Origin of the sequence: Myxococcus stipitatus DSM 14675 (genome assembly GCF_000331735.1) — a bacterium.
Classification (GTDB): Bacteria; Myxococcota; Myxococcia; order Myxococcales; family Myxococcaceae; genus Myxococcus; species Myxococcus stipitatus.
Genome location: NC_020126.1, coordinates 3,618,824 through 3,634,275 on the forward strand (window position 1 = coordinate 3,618,824; position 15,452 = coordinate 3,634,275).

Genomic DNA, 15,452 nt, shown 5'->3' on the forward strand with positions numbered 1-15,452 from the left:
GGCAGCGGACGGGGGCTTGGTGGGGATGGGCGGGAGGCACCCCCTGTTCGCTTCGGGCTGAACACCTGCTGGGAGGCGGTGGTGGAAGGGGGGCGGTCCCAGGGGCGACTGTGGTATTCATGGCTATCGGGGTGGTGGGGTAGCCACTCCGTCCCTCGCGCACCGTGTCCCCCTCCGACTCCTCATCCTGGAACCGCCGACTGTGGCCGGCGGCTGCCTTTCAGTTCGCGCTCATCGCGGGTGTGACGCAACTGAAGTCGGCGGCCAACGCGCTGGTGCTGTCGCGCTTCGAGTCGCAGGCGATGCCCTACCTGTACCTCCTGGGGGCGCTCATCACCGCGGCGCTCACGTTGTTGCCGCGCTCCAAGCCGAACTCTCCGCTGGAGTCGCCGGGAGTGCTGACGGGTGTGGGCGGAGTGCTCACGCTGGGATTCGCGTTGGCGTTGTCGGCGGGCTACCGCACGCCGGCGCTGGGCCTGTACCTGTTCGTCGACACGTTCTCCACGTTCGTGTCCTTCCGGTTCTGGGCGCGGATGTCCGCGGCCTTCGATGCGCGGGAGGCTCGCAAGGCCTTCACGGCCCTCAATGGCTTCGCCATGGGCGGAGGCATGGTGGGCGGGTTGCTCGTGCAGCGGTTGGCCGAGCGGCTCGGGACTCCCGCCATGGTGGTCAGCGGCGCGCTGGGGTTGCTGGCCGCGGGGGCCATCTTCCACCACCTGTACCGAGGCGAGCCGCCCCCTTCCGCGCCCCAGGGCCGCTCCGCGCCGGCGTCGTTCATGGCGTTCAGCTACCTGGCGACGAGCCCCTACGCGCAGGTGCTCGCGGCGCTGGGAATCTCCTTCGCGGTGCTGTCGGCGTTCGTGGACTACCTGTTCCGCCTGCGCCTGGAAGGCACGATGAGCGAGGACGCGATGGCCGCGCTCTTCGGCTCGCTGCAGCTCTACATCGGCCTGTTCTGCGTGGCGTTCCAGCTGTTGCTGACCCAGCGGTTGCTCAAGCGGCTGGGGCTGCTGGGCTACGTGGCGCTGGTGCCCCTGGTCATCGTGCCGTTGGCGGCCGCATCGCTCATCACTCCCAGCCTGTGGCCCTTGCACCTGCTGCGGTTGCTCGAGACCGCGGTGAACTACTCCATCCTTCCGGTGGGCATCCAGCTGCTCTACGCGGCGGTGCCGGACGGGCAGCGCGAGGGCCTTCGCGCCGCGGTGGACGGACTGCTCCGCAAGGGCGGCGTGGTGGTGGCGGGTCTGCTGCTCATCGGCGCCGGGCGCGCGGCCACGGGCGAGACGATGGCGCTGGCGGTGGTGGGCATGTGCGCGGCGCTGGTGGGGCTGCTCGTGCGGCTCAAGCCCGCCTACGTGGCGGCGCTGGGCGAGCAGGTGGGCGCGCACGAAGAAGAGGCGGTGGCCCTGGAGGGCGAGGAGGATCAACGCCTGCTGGCCGAGGCCTTGTCCGCGCCCGTTCCGGACCGGGTGCTGCGCGCGGTGGACTTGATGGAGCAGGCCCAGGTGTCGCTGCGGCCGCACCTGCCCGCGCTGCTGCGCCACCCGCATGAGCGTGTGCTGGAGCGCGGGGTCGCGCTGGCGCTGGAGCTGGACGCGCGGGAGCTGGCGCCGGTGCTGGAGCGGCTGGTGGAGGAAGGGCCTCGGCGTCCTCGGGACCAGGCGGTCTGGGCGCTGGCGCGACTGTCGCCGGAGCGGGCCGAGCGTCTCCTGCCGGCGCTCCTCAATCATCCGGACATCGGGCTTCGGTGCGCGGCCATCGGCGCGCTGGTGAAGTCGACGGGCAGCGCGGTGGCGCTGGCCTCGCTCGAGGAGTTGCTCGCGCGCGGGGAAGGTGCCCCCGTGATGGAGCGGCGTGAGGTGGCGAAGCTCCTGGGGCGGCTCCAGGATTCGCGCTTCACGGGGCCGTTGGCTCGCTATCTCGAGGACAGTGACGGAACCGTGCGGCGCGTGGCGCTGGCCGCGGTGGGGGAGGGTGGTTACGTGGAGCTGGCTCCGCGTCTGCTGCCGTTCCTCACCTGGCGCGAGGAGCGCAAGACGACGCGCGAGGCCCTGGTGGCGCTGGGCGACGCGGTGACGCCGCTGGTGGAGGAGCAGCTCAACAACCGGCGGGCTCCGCTGGCGATGCGGCTGCAGCTGCCTCGGGTGCTGCGAGGGATTGGGACTCCGGCGGCGCTGGATGCGCTGCTGTTCTCGAATGTGCGGGATGATGCGTCGCTGCACTTCCGCATCGGTGCCCAGCTCTCACGGCTTCGCGATGAGCACCCCGAGCATCCCGTGGACGTGGACCGTGTGCGGGATGCGTTGATCCGCCGACGGGACGTCTATCGCTCGTTGGTGGGGGCGTATCGCGACGTCCGGGCGGCGCTGGGGGATGGCTCGCTGCTCACTCGCGCGGTGGGCGACCGGTTGGACCAGGCGCTCGAGCTGTCGTTCTTCCTGCTGGGGTTGCTGGACTCGTCGCAGCGCATGCGCGGCATCCACTACAACCTGGTGGGACAGGATGCGCGGCGGCGCGCGTTGGCGCTGGAGTTGTTGGACAACCTGCTCTCGGAAGAGGACCGGGAGTTGGTGATGGAGCAGGTGGAGGCGCATCACCGGGAGCTGCCGCTGGGAGCCTCGGGGCGGCTGTGGCGCAGGTTGGCGGCGCTGGTGCAGAGCGAGGACGTGGTGCTGCGCGCGTGTGCTCGCCAGGTTGCTCGGGTGAACGGGCTGGATGTGCTCCCGCAGGAGGGTGAGTTGAGCGACCGCATTGTCCAACGGATGTTCGCCTTGGAGGGCGTGAGCGTCTTCTCCCAGAGCGACGTGGATGACATCGCGGCCATCGCCGCGGTGGCGCGCGAGGGCTTCTTCCGGGCGGGTGAGCGCATCTACGCCCAGGGCGACCCGGGTGACGCGCTCTACGTCATCGTCGATGGTGCCATCGATGCGTTCCACGATGGCGAGCACGTGCTGCGCTTCCAGGGCAAGCAGGCCTTTGGCGAGGTGAGCCTGCTCGATGGGGCGCCGCGTCCCACGGACATGGTGGCCGCGGTGGATACGCGCGTGCTCATCATCGACCGGCGCGACTTCCTGGACCTCCTGGCCGACAGACCCGAGTTGCTCACGGGCTTCTTCCGCGCGGTGAGCCTCCAGCTCCAGGCTCTCATCGCGCTGCCGGACTCACGAGAGACGGGCGAGCGGCTGGAGATGACCGCGCCGCAGCCTCCCGTCGCGCCTCCGCTCCCCACCGGGCCGGTTCCGGATGCACCCGAGCCGACGACGTCGCAGCGGCGCACGCGCGGCGGAGACGCCTGAGCGGGGCGCGGTGCTGTGGGCATGTGAGCCTGGTGGCTTCGGGCTCCATCGCAATCCGAGGCAGCGGTGATGCCTGGGCCGCGCGTCTCTTGGCGGGCGCGTGAGCCTTCTTCGTCTCGGCTCCTCGCGGGTTGCTGGGGATGTCCACATGGTGGTGATGCACGTGCGGCACGGCCCTTCGCGAGCAGGCGCGCCAACTCCCCTCGGGCTCACTCGCTGATGAGGTTGCGCTGCACGGGCGGCGGTGATGCTCGAGCGGCACGGCCCTTCGCGAGCAGGCGCGCCAACTCTCCTCGGTATCACTCGCTGATGAGGTTGCGCTGCACGAGCGGCGGTGATGCTCGAGCGGCACAGCCCTTCGCGAGCAGGCGCGCCAACTCCCCTCGGGCTCACTCGCTGACGAGGTTGCGCTGCACGAGCGGCGGTGATGCTCGCGCCGCTCGTGCCTTCTCGTGTTGATGTCCCAGCGGCGCTCTACTGCTAGTCGCTCACGGGTGTATTGACGGCGGGCCGCGACTCACTGACCGCATCAGGTCGCGGTGGCCCGAACTTCATCCGCTCTTCGCGGAGGATGTGCGCGGACGCGACGGGGATGAGCGGCCGCATGAAGAAGCGCAGCGGCGCGAACGAGCCGATGAAGCGCGCGAGCGCGAGCCCCGCGTAGGCCCACGGATGCCGCTCCACGGTCGCCACCGGCTCGAAGACCTCCTTCGTGCGCTGGTTCCACATCTCCCCATAGCGCTTGAACATCCCCCACCTGAAACCGGGCACTCGGGTCGTCAGCCAGGTCCACGCCCGCAGGAACCACGGTGGGCGCTGCCCCTCCCGCGCATCCCAGGCCTGTCCACTCTTGGCCGCCGTGAACACGAGCAGCCACCACATACCCCACAGCGAGGTGATGGCGGTGAACGCCTCACTGCCCATCCCGACCCATCGGAAGGGCAGCGCCAACAACAGGGCCGCCGGCACGCCCGCCGCGAAGAGGAACATCGCGCGCACCCGCCGCCGCACCTTCTTGCGCATCCACGGCACATTCACCCGGACGCGAGGCTGGATGGCCTCGTCATCGGGGTCGACTCGCGTGAGCAGGGCGGCTTCTCGCGCGATGGCGTCATGGTAGTCGCGCGAGAGCGCGATGATGACCCACTGCGCAATCTGCAGCGCGCCCAGCAGCGCGACCCAGAACGAGATGGCTGTCAGCGAGAAGCCCTTGTACGTCAGCTCCCCCGTCTCCTCCTCCTTCTCCTTGCCGCGACGCTTCTTCTTCGGAGACGGAGGCTCCGGCGCCCGCTCCACCTTCATGGTGCCGTCGTCCTGCTTCGTCACCGTGACCTTGCCAGCGCCACTGTTCGCGGTGGCCGTGGCCACCAACGCGGCGATGGCCGTCGGAAGAGAGGGGCCCCCATCCACGCCTTCTGCCGCGGCCTCGACGTCGCGCAGCCGCCGCTCGAACTCCCGGTCCCTGGCGGCCTCGACCGCCGGTTCCTGAGCCGCTGGCTCCTGGGCCGCTGGCGCCTCCAGCACCGGCTCCTGGATGCCCACCTCACGAAGTGCTTCCTGCACCTCGGCCGCGATGTCCTCCTCGGAGACCGGGCTCTCCACCGCGCTGGCCGCCTTCTTCGCCGAGCCCATGCACGACAGGGCCAACGCCAGCGCCGCGACCGTCTGAAGGATGCCGACTCGCACGTACCGCCGCCGCGCCGTCGGGTCGGCGAGCAACACCCGGGCGATGTGAATCGGCAGGCTCAGGCCATGGAAGAACTGGCGCACTCGGCCTGGGGGGCCTCGCGTGGAACCATGCTCTTGATAATGTGAGGCACCCTTTTGCAGTTCTTCCCAGAAATGCAGGGCAGACATCCGACCGAGGGACTGCGGCTCGCTCGCGGCGTCTGGTGGGTGCTCGCCTCGGGGTGAGGGTAGGCCCTTAGGGGCCAAGTCATCCGGCACGGCAGCTACAATACCACGTCTCGAGTTGTGCTAAACGGCGCAACTGTGAACCCGACCTCCTTCTATCGCTTCCGTCCCTCCCGCCAGTCCCGCCTTTCGGGCGTGCTGGTCCTCGCGCTCGGCGCTTTGGCAGGCTGCGAGAAGAGCAGTCCTCCCCCCGCGGCCCCTGCTTCGGAGCAGCCCCCCGCCGCGCCCGCGAAGCCCGCGGTGCCGAGCGAAGTGACGTTGTTGGTCACTGGTGGAACGTTCGGTCAGCTCCTGCCCTCTGATGAAGGCAAGGGCGGCGCCGCCCAGCTGCTGGGCCAGTGGGTGAACACCGAGAAGCACTGCCCCGGTCCGGTGAAGGACGGCCAGCCGACCTGCGCCGACTCCGGGACCCTCGCGCTGGCGACGGGCGACCACGGCAACGGCCCCGCGCTGTCGTCCTTCTTCCTGGGCGCGCCCACCGCCGAGGTCATGGGCCGCATGGGCTATGCCGCCTCCGCCATGGGCAACCATGAGCTGGCGTTCGGCAAGGAGGCCTTCCTCAGCAACCGCACGACGGGCGGCTTCCCGTACCTCGCCGCCAACCTGCGCGTGAAGGACCCCGCCACCGCGGGCGACCTGTCCCTCCCCGCGTTCCAGGTGTTCGAGCGCCGCGGCCTGAAGATTGGCGTGGTGGGCCTCGCCGCGGAGAAGACGGTGCGCACGGCGATGGCCGGCCGCGCCGACGGTCTCGAGGTCACCGGCTATGAGGATGCGCTCTCCAGCGCCATCCCCGAGGCCCGCAAGGCCGGCGCCGACGCGGTGGTCGTGGTCGCCGACACGTGCGTCACGGAGCTGCAGCCCGTCGTGGCCAAGCACCCCGAGTGGAAGCTCACGCTCGTGGCGGGCGGCCGCTGCCCGCAGCAGGTCTACGCCAAGGAGAACGGCGTCATCTTCGCCTCGCTGGACCGCGGCTTCTCCAAGTACCTGCGCACGCAGCTCACGTTCGACGCGTCCAAGCCCGCGGGTGAGAAGGTCACCGGCGCCGAGGGCAAGTTCGTCGACGTCGCGGGCGGCACGCCCGACGCCGAGACGGCGCAGCTGATCGCCAAGTGGAAGGCGCAGCTGGACGAGGCGCTGGGCCAGCAGATCGGCTTCACCAAGTCGGGCATCCCCCAGGCCTCGCCGCTGATGGCGAAGTGGGTCGTGGGCGCGGTGCGCAACTCGCTCGGCACGGACGCGGCCATCCTCAACCAGGGTGGCATCCGCGGCGACCTGCCGGCGGGCCCGGTGACTCGCGGCAGCGTCTACTCGGTGATGCCGTTCGAGAACTCGCTGCTCGTCGTGAAGCTCAAGGGTGAGGACCTCGCCAAGCAGCTGGCCAACCCCAAGGCGCTCTTCGCGGGCTTCACGGCCGCCGGGAAGGGCAAGTTCAAGGACGCCAAGGGCAAGGCGCTGGACCCGGCGAAGGAGTACTCGGTCGCCACGGTGGAGTACCTGTACTTCGGCGGTGACGGCTTCGAGTTCGAGAAGGTCGCTCCCGAGCCCACCGAGACGGGCATGGCGTGGCAGACGCCGGTGGTGGACTGGACCAAGCAGCTCGAGACCACCGAGAAGAAGCCGCTGGAGAAGCAGCTGAAGTAACCCACGCCCTCCGCGTGGCACCGAGGCGCCGGCCAGCCCCCTTCCCGGGCTCGCCGGCGCTTCGTCGTTTCAGGTGACTACTCGCCTCCGCCGGGTGCGCCCGCGGTGCCCGTCGAGGCGCCGCAGACCGCCTCGTAGCGCGCGAGCGTGTCATTCATCGTCTGGCGCAGCCGCTCCGGCGTGCCCTCGTACAGCATCTCCACGGCGAGCTGCTGGGTGGTCAGGGCGTCCTGGCACCGGCCGAGCTGGAAGAGGATGGTGGAGTACGTGTCGAGCACGCCCGCGTTGCCCGGCGCCAGCGCGAGCGCCCGCTGCGCCGCCGCCAGTCCCTTCTCGGGCTGCGCCGTGCGCGCGTAGTAGCGGGCCAGTCCATTCTGCGCGCCCACGTGGTCGGGGATGAGCTCCACGGCGCGCAGGCGCGCGGCTTCCTGCGCCTCGGTGGCATCCCCCGCGAAGTCCAGGGCCTGCGCGAGTGCGTTCCACGCAAGGCCACTCTCGGGGCTCCTCGCCACCAGGGCCTGCGCCGCTTGGAGTTGTTGGGCCGGGTCTCCCAGGGAGCGGATGCGCAGGAGCGCCACGGTGAGGTTGCCCGGGTCCTCCTTGAGCGCCTGCGCCATCTCCCACTCGGCCTTCTCCATCCGCACCTCGGCGGGCGCGGGGCCCGGGGTCATGAGGATGAGCTGGGTTCGCACCCCATGCACCTCCGCGGGCTCCAAGGGGCGGGTGCGGAAGTCGCTCGGCACGGGCATGAGCGGCGCGGTGACGACGGGGTAGCGCGCGTTCCTGCCGCCGAACGCGTAGGCGTGAATCTTCCCGGCCAGGTCCGTCGCGCCTCGGAACGACACCTCCCAGGCCCTCCTCGGCTCCTCGCCGCGCATGAGGCGGTGCTGGAAGCGCCCGAAGCGTTCGGAGTGCTGGCTGATGACGAAGTGCACCCACAGCCACGCGGAGGCGTAGTACTGGCGGGACTCCGCGCTGCTCATCTGCTGGCGGTCATCCCAGTCCCACAGCTCCTCCAGCGAGCGCCAGCCATTGCGCTGCACGGAGTCCAGGAAGGGCCAGTGGAGCGCGCCGAGCACCACCTCGCGCCGCTCGGGCTTGAGGGTGATGGTCTCCAGATACGAGGCCAGTCCTTCCGACAGCCAGCGCGGCTGGCGCACCATGGCGAACTGCGAGAGGTAGTGCGTCAGCTCGTGGGCCTGCGTGGACTTGTCCACCGCCTCCCGGCTGAGCGCGTAGCTGTTGCCCGCCATCACCAGCAGCGGGCCGTCGGACGTGGTGGCGGAGAAGCCCTCGATGCGGACATTGGTGAACTCGGACAGCTCCTCGCGGTTGCGCAGGATGATGACGTCCACCGTGCCCGGCGGGTCGAAGCCTCCGCCCCAGGCCTGGAGCAGGCCCTGGCGCAGCATCTCCAGCTCGCCAGCGGCGCTCTCGGCGGACTCCACGTCCAGGTCGGTCCGGATGGTGAAGTGCGGGCTGCGGACTTCCACCCAGGTGCCACCGCCCTCCATGGGACAGAGCGCTCGCATGGAGGTGCACCCCGACAGCAAGGCCAAGACCCATCCCAGGAACACCCACCGACACGTCATTTCCGTGTTTTCCCATAACTGTCGGCCGTAGGGCAGGGTGGGGGTGTGGCCCTCCTGGGCTAGAGTGTCGACATGGAGATGGCGGAGTTCATCGAGGCGCGGCGACCCCACTGGGAGAAGCTCCAGAAGCTGCTGGACCAGTCCGAGGTCCAGGGCTTGCGCGGGCTGAGCCTCGACGACGCCCGGGCGTTGGGGAAGCTGTACCGCTCCGTGTCGAGTGACTTGCTGTGGGTCCGCGCGCGCAGTGGCTCCGCGGACGTGAGCGCGTACCTGAATGACCTGGTGGGCCGCGCCTATGCGCTCACCTATCCAGGACGTCGCCCGAGGATGGCGGACGTGTGGAGCTTCGTGTCGCGAGGCTTCCCCGCCCTCTTCCGCCGCGAGTGGCGCATGTACGTGGCGGCGCTGCTGCTCCTCCTGGCGGGCGCGGGCTTTGGCTACCTGGGCATGCTGGTGGACCCGGACGCCGCCCCCTACCTGGTGCCGGCGGAGCACCTGGACCTGGACCCGACGAGGCGCGCGGCCGAGGAGGCGGTGGACCAGGACATGACGGTGTCCCAGCAGGCCCAGTTCTCGTCCTTCCTCTTCACGCACAACATCCAGGTGGCCTTCCTGGCCTTCGCGTTGGGCGCGACGATGGGGCTGGGCACCGCGGTGATGCTCTTCGTCAACGGCCTGTTCCTGGGGGCGCTGGCGCAGGTGTATGCGGCCAAGGGCCTGGCCGGTTGGTTCTGGGCCTGGATCCTCCCGCACGGCATTCCCGAAATCACGGCCATCTGCATCGCGGGCGCGGCGGGCCTGGTCATCGCCCGCGCGATGGTGGCCCCCAAGGGGCTCCAGCGGCGGCAGGCGCTGCGCGTCGAGGCGGTGACGGCGGTGAGGCTGCTGTTCGGGACGCTCGCGCTGTTCGTGCTCGCGGGCTTCATCGAGGGGACGGTGTCGCAGATCCACCCGCCCAAGCTGTCGGTGGCCTTCAAGGTGACGTTCGCGCTCGTGGTGGGCTCGGGCGTGTACTCCTACCTGCTGTCCGACTGGCTGAGGGGTGGGGCGCCGGAGGACTCGCGTCCTGTCGCCTGACGGTGTGCTACACGGGGACGCGTGTCCGAGTCGCCGCTCCTCCCTCCGCTGCCTCACGCACCCGAGGTCCTCATCGAGTGCCCGCGCTTCTCGTTCGTGAAGCGGCGCGCGGATGGCTCGGTGGACTTCGTGTCGCCCGTGCCGTGCCCCTACAACTACGGCAGCATCCCGGGCCTCATGTCGGGGGATGGAGACCCCCTCGACGCGGTGGTGCTGGGCTCGCGGCTGTCGCGAGGACAGTGTGTCCGCGTGGAGGTGGTGGCGGTGCTGGGCTTCGTCGACTCGGGGATGCCGGACCCGAAGGTGATTTGCGCCGCCCAGCCCATGAGCGGCCTCGAGCGCGCGGGACTGGAGGCCTTCTTCCGCGTCTACGCGTTCTTCAAGCGCGGCCTGCACCTGGTGCGCGGAAACTCGACGGACACGCGCTTCACCGGATGGCTGCCGGTGCCGCGCGCCGCCGAGGCTACAGTACGCCCCGCGCCTTGATGTCGAGGTAGCGATTGACGGCCGCGAGGCTCAGGTCGTCGGGCTGCACGTCGAGCATCTGCACGCCGCCCTGGCTCACCCGCGCCTTGAGCTGCTCGCGGTCCATGAGCAGCTCCGAGGCGACGGCGTGTTGGAAGGACTCCTCGGGCCCGGGCGGAGGCGTCCGCAGCAGCTTCTGGAGCGCGGTGTCCTTCACCGACAAGCAGAGCGGCACGTGGCGGCGCGCCAGGCGGTGGAGCGGGGCGACCAGGGTGGCGGCCTGCTCCTCGTCCAGGAAGTCGGTGAAGACGCACAGCAGGCTTCGCCGGTGCAGGCGGACGTTGAGCTCCTTGAAGAGGGCCAGGTAGTCCACGTACGTGAGGCTGGGCGTGGTGGAGTAGAGCGCGTCCACCATCTTCCGGTACTGGCCTCGGCCCGCTGCGGGCGGCAGGTAGGTCTTCACGCCATCGGCGAAGACGGCCAGGCCCACGCGGTCCCCATTGCGCACGGCGACGAAGGCCAGGAAGAGCGCGGCGTTCACCGCGTGGTCCAGCTTGGTGAGCCCGTCCACCTGCGCCGCCATCGAGCGCCCCGCGTCGACGCAGATGAGGATGGACTGCGAGCGCTCCGACTCCAGCACGCGCGTCACGGGCTTGCCTCGACGGGCCGTGGCCTTCCAGTCCACGTCTCGGGCGCTGTCGCCCTGGGCGTAGTCGCGCAGGCGGGCGAACTCACTGCCTCGTCCGTCGCGGCGCAGCTGGCGCAGGCCCAGGTTCACCAGGTCCAGCGTGGCTCCGGACAACAGGAGCCGGTTGGCGCCTCGCAGGTCCGGGTACACGGAGATGGCTTGCGCGGCGGGGAACTCCCGCTCGTGGAACACCAGGCCCAACGGACCTCGGACGCGCGCGTACACGGCGCCGAAGTCGAAGCGGCCTCGCTTGGACGGCGTCACGCGGTACACCCAGCGCGTCTCGCTGTCGGGTGGCAGCTCCAGGGGCGCCTCGTCCGGCTTCGCGGTGAAGGACTCGGGCACGCCGTCCTTCAGCTGCACGTGCACCGGGTGGCCACCCCGGTGCACCACGCGCAGCTCCACCTTGTTGGGCACGCCCACGTTGAGGCGCTGGGGCAGCACGCGACGGACCTCCAGCCGCGCCGAACGCGCGACGAGGAAGTCCACCAGGGCCAGCAGCAGCGCCAGCACGTCGAGGACCAGCACGGCTCCGCCCAGGCCCGGGAAGAACCCCGCGGCCATCATGGGAATCGCCAGGAGCGCGAACAGGGCCCAGAGGCGCCCGGTGGGAATCACCGGGGGACCTCGACAGCCTGCACCACCTCGCGCAGGACATCCGAGGCCGTGGCCCCGTCCAGCTCCGCGTCCGGCGACAGCAGCAGGCGGTGCTTGAGCACGGGACCCGCGAGGAAGCGCACGTCATCCGGGGTGACGAAGTCGCGCCCGCGCAGTGCCGCCAGGGCCTTGGAGGCCAGGAGCAGGTGCACGCCCGCGCGAGGCCCCGCGCCCAGGCGGATGCGGCTGGACGTGCGCGTCGCCGCCACCAGCTTGCGGATGTACGCGAGGACCGGCGTCTCCACGTTGACCTCGTTGAGCGCGGCGCGCGCGGCGAGCAGCCCGTCCTTCGTCACCGCCGCGCCCACTCCGGCGCGCGTCAGGTCTCCCGCGTCGAAGCCCCGGTGCACGGAGGCGAGAATCGCGTCCTCCTCCTCCGGCGCGGGATAGCCCACGTCAATCTTCAGGAGGAAGCGGTCCAGCTGCGCCTCGGGCAGGGGATACGTGCCCTCCGACTCCACCGGGTTCTGCGTGGCGAACACCGTGAAGAGCGGCGACAGCGGCTGGTGGCGTCCCTCCAGAGACACGCCGCGCTCCTGCATGGCCTCCAGCAGCGCGGACTGCGTCTTGGCGGGCGCGCGGTTGATTTCATCCGCGAGGAGCAGGTCCGTGAAGATGGGGCCTCGCACCAACACGAAGGCCTGCGTCTTGAGGTCGAAGATGCTGGTGCCCAGGATGTCCGCGGGCATCAGGTCCGGGGTGAACTGGATGCGCTTGAAGTCGGAGCCGATGCTTCGCGCCAGCGCCTTGGCCATCAGCGTCTTGGCCACGCCGGGCACGCCCTCCAGCAGCACGTGGCCTCCCGCGATGAGGCCGCAGAGCATCAGCTCCAGCACCTCGTCCTGGCCCACGACGGCCTTGCGCACCTCGGACAACACGCCCTCGCGAATGGCGTGGGCGGCCTTCACGGCGGAGCCGCTCGGGGCGAGAGGGGAGGCGGGGGTTGTCGCGTTCATGGTGTTCCAGGAGGGCTGCGCCGGGGCTTCCCGGCGGGGTGGATGCTCTGGCGGAGACTCGCCGCGTGGGCGGCGAGCTGCTGAAGGTCGTTGTCGCTGGTGGCCGACTCGGCGCGCGCCGTCATGTCGTCCAGGCCGCGGGCCAGGTCCTGGCGTCCGCGCTCCTCGAGGGCCTCGGAGACCACGCCGGGCGACGCGTGCGCGGGCAGTCCCGCGTGGAGGGCCAGCTCCTGCGTGAGGCCCTTGGACAGCAGCTTCGCGGCGAAGCCATGGTGCCGGCCTTCGCGGTACAGCCGCGCCATGGCGAACAGCGCGTCGGTGGCGCCCACGCGCGCGGACTCGAGGGGCGGCCGAGGCCGGCCGAAGCGCTTGAGCGCCACGGACCACAGCGCCACGCCCGCGAGGAGCTGGAGCACCGCGAAGTGCAGGCCGTAGCGGCGCGCGAAGTCCACCACCGAGCGCTCGTTGGTGAAGCCGTGGTGGAACTCGTCGAACTCGTAGGGGCCGGAGCCCAGCGCCGCCAGCGCGGAGAGCCAGAACTGCGCATTGTCCGCGCGCGCCAGCGCCACGTTCATGGCCAGCTCCGGCGCGCCCACCACCAGCACGCGGCCCTGTCCGTGGGGGATGACCGCGGCCACCATGCGGCCCAGCCGCTCATCCTCCAGCACCGGAACCGCCGTCCCGGGCAGCTCCAGATACGCCTGCACCTTCACCTCCACGCGCTCCACGCCCAGCGTGTACGGCGTGGAGAGGGGAGGCACCAGCGTGCGCATGGGCAGCGTCGTGTCCGCCTTGGTGAGCTTCACCCCCAGGGCATCCAGCAGCGGATTCTCCCGAGAGCCCCAGGGCACGTAGACCACCGAGCCCCCCGCGGCGACCCGCGTGAGCAACTCCGTCACCTCGAGGTTGTCCACGTGGGCGGCGCGGAACGTATTGAAGCCCGTCCTGGGCGTGTGCTCGTCGTCCAGCCCCGCATCCGGCTCCGCGGCGAGCTGCGTCTGCTCCAGGTCGTCCTCTCGCGAGTCCTCGACCTCCACGCCCAGCAGCACCAGCGTCGCGTCGCCGGTGCTGGGGACACGCATGTCCGCCATGCGGCGAGTCACCGGCAGGCCACTCTCCTCGGCCAGCAGGAACAGCGCGCGCGCGCCGTCCTCCTGCGCGCGGTAGGTGGACAGCGTGTCGGCGAACTCGCCTCGGCGCGCGCCCTTCACCAGCTGCGAGGCCAGCACGACGGTGAGCACCAGGCCGCCCACCACCAACAAGGGGAAGCGGTCACGCACCGGGGGCCTCCGGCGCCGCCGACAGCATGGGGGCGGTGAGCGCGCGGAACTCCTGGTAGCCCGTGCTGGTGACAGGGGTATTGCCGTACCAGGCGAAGTCGAAGCGCAGCGTCAGTTCGCGGAAGCGAGGCTTCCATTCCGAGCGGCCCTTGAACTGGCGCAGGTAGTCCCAGTTGGACAGCGTCACGTCGTACAGGATGTCGCCATCGCGGTGCAGTCGGGACAGCAGCGCCAGGTAGAGCCCTCGCACCGCCTCACGGTAGTTGCCTCGCGCGGCCAGCTCATCCGCCAGCTGCGCCCAGCCCTCGGGCGGTCGGGACAGCGCATGGGCCGGGTCTCTGGCGAGCGTCGCGGCGTCCAGGGTGGACACGTCCAGCCCCGAGCCCTCATCCGTCGGCCGCACCTTGCGCAGCGCGCGCCACAGCACCGCGCCGAGCACCGCCACGGTGAGCCCGACCAGCACCACCACGAGCGCATCCGCCAGCTGTCCGCCGCTGACGAGGCCCGGAGACGGGAGCGCCTGCGGAGGCGTGGAGGGCGTATCCCGCTCGAAGAGGTCCTCGAGGAGCTTGGCCAGCCACGTGGTGAACTGCGTCCACCAGCTCATCTGCGGCGGCGCCGAGGGCTCCTCCGCGTCGTCGGCGCGGGGAGGGGCCACCGCGAACTCCGGCCGCGCCAGGATGTCGCGTGCCCGGTCGGCCGCGGCCCTCGCGTTCGCGTGAGTCTGCGCCTCCAGCGTCCCCGTCGCCTGCGTCAGCCCCTGCTCGAGGGTGAGCAGCGCGGAGTCGCAGTCCTCGTCGTCGTAGGCCTGGCGCTCCACGGCGCGCACCAGCCGGTCCAGCTTGCCGCGCTCGGCCGTGCTCAGCTCCGCCATGCGCGCGAAGCGCTCGTCCTTCTCGGGAGCGGGGCCTTCACAGGCGCTGGACACCTTGCTCAGCCGCTGGGACGCATCGCGCGCGGAGGTGACGGGCGCGCGCGGCTCCACCTCGTCTTCCGCGCGCGCGGGAGTGGGGACGAGCAAGCCCAGGCCCAACACCACCGCGAGCACCGCGGCGCCACGCACCCCGGGCGGTCTGGCCTTGTTCCGCTCCGGCAGTTGCTGCACGGAGGCCAGCAGGTCGAGCCCCTCCGAGCGCACCCGTCCGTCCACCAGCAGCAGGGTGGAGGTCGCGGCGCGGACAGGCTCGAAGAGGGCGAACGTCAGGGCCACGAGGAACAGCACCCACTGCACGTTGTCCAGCGAGGCGAAGCGCTCCGCGAACGTCAGGTCGATGCCCACCAGCTTGCGCGTCAGCATCAGCGCGAAGTTGAGCGCGATGTGCAGGTTGAAGAAGACCAGCACCTGCACGCCCATCAGGAACCGCACCGCCATCGCGGTGCCCCGGGCGGGCCCGAGCAGCCGCGAGCACTGGTCATACAGCCGCCAGAGCTTGCCTCGCCCCTGCATCACCGCCGCGAAGCTCACGCTCTGCGCCGAGAGCAGCAGGAAGCCCAGCCCGAGCGTCAGCAGCAGCAGCAGGGCCTGGAGGCCGAACAGATAGCCCACCGCGAAGAAGAGTGAGGGCAGTCGCCCCAGCGCGGCCTTCACGGAGGTCCAGACCTGGGGCTCGCCCTGACCTTCCAGCAGCAGCGCCTGCACGTGGTGGCAGGCGGCGCCCTGGCTCGCGCCCCGGAGGAACCACGCCAGCGTGAAGAGGAGCGAGGGCACCAGCAGGGGCTTGCCCATCCGCACGGCTTCCACCAGGTACATCATGGCGCCGATGACGGCGGCGCCCCCCGGGAGCGTGAGCGCCCACACGCCCGTGCTCCGAGCACACAGGTGCAGCGCGGCATCCATCAGCGCGATGCCGTTGCGGGGACGCAGCTCGAGCGCGGAGACCGCCATG

Annotated in this window: 10 protein-coding genes; 4 read left to right on the forward strand and 6 right to left on the reverse strand. The window is 70.7% G+C overall.

Features of this window, described 5'->3' with window-relative positions; all coding sequences use genetic code 11:
- The first annotated feature begins 164 nt into the window (after nucleotides 1-164).
- A complete protein-coding gene (locus MYSTI_RS14090; RefSeq protein ID WP_015348431.1) occupies nucleotides 165-3,296 on the forward strand; it encodes a cyclic nucleotide-binding domain-containing protein in 3,132 nt (1,043 codons plus the stop codon).
- 480 nt (nucleotides 3,297-3,776) lie between these two features.
- Here the strand turns inward: MYSTI_RS14090 and MYSTI_RS14095 are convergent, their stop codons facing one another.
- Nucleotides 3,777-5,066: a hypothetical protein gene (locus tag MYSTI_RS14095; protein WP_052351006.1), complete on the reverse strand. Its 1,290-nt coding sequence runs from the start codon at nucleotides 5,064-5,066 to the stop codon at nucleotides 3,777-3,779.
- 222 nt (nucleotides 5,067-5,288) lie between these two features.
- Here MYSTI_RS14095 and MYSTI_RS14100 point away from each other — a divergent pair, with 222 nt between their 5' ends.
- Complete coding sequence (locus MYSTI_RS14100) at nucleotides 5,289-6,851, forward strand: bifunctional metallophosphatase/5'-nucleotidase (protein ID WP_015348433.1); 1,563 nt, start codon at nucleotides 5,289-5,291, stop codon at nucleotides 6,849-6,851.
- Nucleotides 6,852-6,928: 77 nt separating this feature from the next.
- Here MYSTI_RS14100 and MYSTI_RS14105 read toward each other — a convergent pair whose 3' ends face one another.
- Nucleotides 6,929-8,383, reverse strand: coding sequence for a hypothetical protein (locus tag MYSTI_RS14105; RefSeq protein ID WP_233278267.1), 1,455 nt, complete (start codon nucleotides 8,381-8,383; stop codon nucleotides 6,929-6,931).
- Nucleotides 8,384-8,515: 132 nt separating this feature from the next.
- Here MYSTI_RS14105 and MYSTI_RS14110 point away from each other — a divergent pair, with 132 nt between their 5' ends.
- Both MYSTI_RS14110 and MYSTI_RS14115 read left to right on the forward strand, forming a co-directional pair.
- Nucleotides 8,516-9,520 (forward strand): stage II sporulation protein M, encoded by a 1,005-nt coding sequence (locus MYSTI_RS14110; RefSeq protein ID WP_015348435.1) that lies wholly within the window; start codon nucleotides 8,516-8,518, stop codon nucleotides 9,518-9,520.
- A gap of 21 nt (nucleotides 9,521-9,541) precedes the next feature.
- On the forward strand, nucleotides 9,542-10,006 hold the full coding sequence (locus tag MYSTI_RS14115; protein WP_015348436.1) for an inorganic diphosphatase: 465 nt from the start codon (nucleotides 9,542-9,544) through the stop codon (nucleotides 10,004-10,006).
- Here MYSTI_RS14115 and MYSTI_RS14120 read toward each other — a convergent pair.
- From MYSTI_RS14120 to MYSTI_RS14135, 4 genes are read right to left on the reverse strand one after another with little or no spacing between them, the layout of a single operon-like run.
- Complete coding sequence (locus MYSTI_RS14120) at nucleotides 9,984-11,291, reverse strand: DUF58 domain-containing protein (RefSeq protein ID WP_015348437.1); 1,308 nt, start codon at nucleotides 11,289-11,291, stop codon at nucleotides 9,984-9,986. The two genes, MYSTI_RS14115 and MYSTI_RS14120, sit on opposite strands and share 23 nt — an antisense overlap.
- The gene (locus MYSTI_RS14125; RefSeq protein ID WP_015348438.1) at nucleotides 11,288-12,286 is read right to left on the reverse strand and encodes an AAA family ATPase; all 999 of its coding nucleotides are present in this window, start codon (nucleotides 12,284-12,286) and stop codon (nucleotides 11,288-11,290) included. Before MYSTI_RS14125 ends, MYSTI_RS14120 begins: the two co-directional genes overlap by 4 nt.
- Nucleotides 12,283-13,566, reverse strand: coding sequence for a DUF4350 domain-containing protein (locus MYSTI_RS14130; protein WP_015348439.1), 1,284 nt, complete (start codon nucleotides 13,564-13,566; stop codon nucleotides 12,283-12,285). The genes MYSTI_RS14125 and MYSTI_RS14130 overlap by 4 nt, the downstream gene beginning before the upstream one ends.
- Nucleotides 13,559-15,451 carry a DUF4129 domain-containing protein gene (locus MYSTI_RS14135; protein ID WP_015348440.1) on the reverse strand — a complete coding sequence of 631 codons (1,893 nt, stop codon included), beginning with the start codon at nucleotides 15,449-15,451 and terminating at the stop codon, nucleotides 13,559-13,561. Before MYSTI_RS14135 ends, MYSTI_RS14130 begins: the two co-directional genes overlap by 8 nt.
- Between the last annotated feature and the right edge of the window lies 1 nt (nucleotide 15,452).